This is a genomic window from Bradyrhizobium sp., from assembly GCF_036009065.1.
Classification (GTDB): Bacteria; Pseudomonadota; Alphaproteobacteria; order Rhizobiales; family Xanthobacteraceae; genus Bradyrhizobium.
Genome location: NZ_DASYMN010000366.1, coordinates 1 through 3,091, shown reverse-complemented (window position 1 = coordinate 3,091; position 3,091 = coordinate 1). Strand labels below are relative to the sequence as shown.

Genomic DNA, 3,091 nt, shown 5'->3' with positions numbered 1-3,091 from the left:
GATGGATGAGTCGGCCCTTGACGCCGAAGACAAAGCCGAATTGGCAGCATTGAAAGGCGCCAAAATCACGCTGCGTGAAGCTATTGCGTCAGCTGAGAAAGCGAAGGGCGGCCGTGCGCTCAACGCAGGATTGGAGCGGGTGCGCGGGCACGCCGTATGGGAAATTCTGATTCAAAATACAAAACATCCACAACAGATCCACATCGATCCGATCACCGGCAAAATTCTGTGACGGCGGGCCCCTCCGATGGCCTGTCGGGTGACTCCAAAATCGCAATGTTTCGCTTGGTCCGCTTTTGTGCAGGTTTTTGGACGCCGGGATGACTACACTATCAGCGCGCTCTTGCGGCCGGCGTCCAAAAAGCGCCAAGGCACGAAATCGCGGGAGGTGTGCAGGGGCAGTGCCGCGGGCGCTATGGGGATTTTGCCGCGGGTTCGGGCTTGCTGAGGTTGGATTGAAGTGGTCGCCGCGATTGGCTTGCGGCGAACCATGGTCGGATGCGTCGGTATGTACGAGCGATCTTCGGGTAACGCGACAGGATTGGTCGCGCGACGGCTATTGAATGCAGCGCGCCGATGCGAGCTTGGGCGGTGCCGGCTGAGAGCCAGCAAGAATGCCGGGCGTTGCGATAGCGGTAGATCGATGGCAACGGCATCATGACGTGTCGATCCTGATTGCCGCCGGAGGCGGCGTGGGCCGGTGCTTCGGCTCGTAGCCGCGGGCGAAAGTCTCGATGATGATCATGCGGCTGCCGCAGCACGGGCATGGACGCGGCAGCACGCGGGGTTGTTCGAGCGCTGCTTCGGGCGTTTCGGTTTCTTTTGGGCGCGCCGGCACGGCGAGCAGCTCGCGCGCGTGGGCAATGTTTTCGGGTCGGTTGCCGTTGGCGAGCAGCCCATAGTGGCGGATGCGATGGAAGCCCTTCGGCAGCACGTGAATTAGGAAGCGCCGGATGAACTCGTCGGTCGCCAGCGTCATCGTCTTGTAGCGGGCGGGCCCCTCGATCCGATAGTCCTTGTACTTGAAGGTGACGCCATTCTCGTCGGCGGACACCAGCCGGCGATTGGAGATCGCGATGCGGTGGGTGTAGCGCGACAGATAGCGCAACACCTGCCTGGGCCCGGCGAACGGCTCCTTGGCGTAGACCACCCAATCGATCTCGCGCAGTGGCGCCAGATAGGCCTTGAATGCAACCTTGTCGGCGAGCCGCGCATGATCGCCGAAGAACTGCAGGCGGCCGGCGTGGTGGGTCGCGACCAGCATCTCCAGAAACAGCCTGCGGAACAACGCCGAGAGAACCTTCACGGTCAAAAAATAGCGTGGCTGGCACGCGATCCACTTCGATCCGTCCGGCGACAGGCCGCCACCCGGCACGACCATGTGCACATGCGGGTGATGCGTCAGCGCGGAACCCCATGTGTGCAGCACCGACATGAAGCCGATGCGAGCGCCGAGATGCTTGGGATCGGCCGCGATCGTAAGCGTGGTCTCGGCCGAGGCTTTGAACAGCAGGTCGTAGATCACCGCCTTGTTCTGATAGGCGATGTCGCCGATCTCCGCCGGCAGCGTGTACACCACATGGAAGTACGGCACCGGCAAGAGCTCGGCTTCGCGCTCGGCCAGCCACTGGCGTGCGGCAGCGCCCTGACACTTGGGGCAGTGCCGATTGCGGCAGCTATTGTAGGCGATGACGGTGTGAGCGCAGGTCTCGTTCTCGCAGCGCCCGACATGGCCGCCGAGCGCCGCCGTGCGGCAGCGCTCGATCGCCGACATGACCTTCATCTGGCCGAGGCTGACATGGTCGGCATTGGCTTGGCGCCATGCCGGTCCATGGCCGCGGAAAATATCCGCGACCTCCAACGCCGGGCGGGACATGGCCGCGGGCTGTTATGCCGGCGGCGAATCCTTCCCGCCCGCGTCGGGCTTCTTGCCAGGCTTCCTGCGAGGCTGTGACAGCAGGTCGAGCGGGCTCTTGACACTCGCGATCATGCCGGTAGCGACGCGCGTGTAGCGCGCCGTCGTATCTAATTTGTCGTGCCCCAGAAGTGTTTGGATGATTCTAATATCGGTCCCACGCTCGAGCAGATGGGTGGCAAAGGAGTGGCGAAGCGCATGCAGCGTCACGCCCTTTTTGATTCCGGCCCCATCGGCCGCCTCGTGGAACAGCCGGTTGAGCTGGCGGGTGGTCATCGGCATGCCGGGCTTGCGCCCAGGAAACAGCCAGCGTTCTTGAAGGGGTGTTGTGTGTGCATCGAAACCTCGACGCGCCTTCCACCACTGCCGCAACAGATCAATCATCTCCGGCGACAGCATGACATTGCGATCTTTGCGGCTCTTGGATTGCTCTATACGAATGATCTTCTGCGCGCTGTCGATATGCTTGACCTTCAGCCGGACCACTTCGCCGGCACGCAGGCCGCACCCATAACAAAGACTGAGTGCCACGCGGGCCTTGAGGCTTGTGGCAACGGACAGCACGCGACGCGTCTCGTCCGGACTCATTACCTGCGGAATCTTCTGGGGTTCGCGGATGTGATAGATCTCGGCCGCGAGGTCCAGCCGCCGCAGTGTCACGCGCAACAAGAACTTCACCCCGGTCATGATGCGGTTGCGATTGCAGATGCTCGTGCCCGTCTCGGAAAGATGCAGCTGAAACCGGCGGATGTCCTCCGCTGTCGCCGTGTCAGGTGACCGTTTGAGAAACTCAGCGAACCGCTTGCAGCTGTGAATGTGGCCCCTTCGCGTTTGCGCACAGAGCTTGCGGGCATTCATGTCTTCGATCATGCGCTGGCGCAGCGGAGTGACAGCATCGATACTCATGGGAGACTCCTGTCTTGGATGAGGTTGACGACACCTCGATCTTCAAGACAGGATGACCCACATGCTACCGACGATCTCTCCTCGGGTTGAGCCGTACCGGTGCGCACCGCGCCCACCTCCGCGGGCTATCGCGCAGCGATTTAGTGCGTTGGCACTTTTGAGACATGCCACGCCTCGCGATGTATGTCGGCTTTCAGGGGTAAAGCAGAAGTGGCTCGGACATGACCAAACCGACGCGATTGACCCGATTCGGACCCGCCGAGGTCGTGG

The 3,091-nt window shown here is 62.0% G+C and carries 3 protein-coding genes; 1 reads left to right on the top strand and 2 read right to left on the bottom strand.

Translation table 11 applies throughout. The annotated features are described in order from the left end of the window. A partial coding sequence (locus VGP39_RS22040; RefSeq protein ID WP_327570212.1) for a PepSY domain-containing protein occupies positions 1–232 on the top strand: 232 nt, incomplete at its 5' end. Positions 233–655: 423 nt separating this feature from the next. Here the strand turns inward: VGP39_RS22040 and VGP39_RS22035 are convergent. Both VGP39_RS22035 and VGP39_RS22030 read right to left on the bottom strand, forming a co-directional pair. Then, the gene (locus VGP39_RS22035) at positions 656–1,876 is read right to left on the bottom strand and encodes an IS91 family transposase (protein ID WP_327570211.1); all 1,221 of its coding nucleotides are present in this window, start codon (positions 1,874–1,876) and stop codon (positions 656–658) included. Positions 1,877–1,888: 12 nt separating this feature from the next. Then, positions 1,889–2,821 (bottom strand): tyrosine-type recombinase/integrase, encoded by a 933-nt coding sequence (locus VGP39_RS22030; RefSeq protein ID WP_327570210.1) that lies wholly within the window; start codon positions 2,819–2,821, stop codon positions 1,889–1,891. Positions 2,822–3,091 lie beyond the last annotated feature (270 nt).

Excerpts from the sequence above, each read along its gene's own strand:
- VGP39_RS22035 (WP_327570211.1), bottom strand. The coding sequence starts at position 1,876 with ATGTCCCGCCCGGCGTTGGAGGTCGCGGATATTTTCCGCGGCCATGGA.
- VGP39_RS22030 (WP_327570210.1), bottom strand. The coding sequence starts at position 2,821 with ATGAGTATCGATGCTGTCACTCCGCTGCGCCAGCGCATGATCGAAGAC.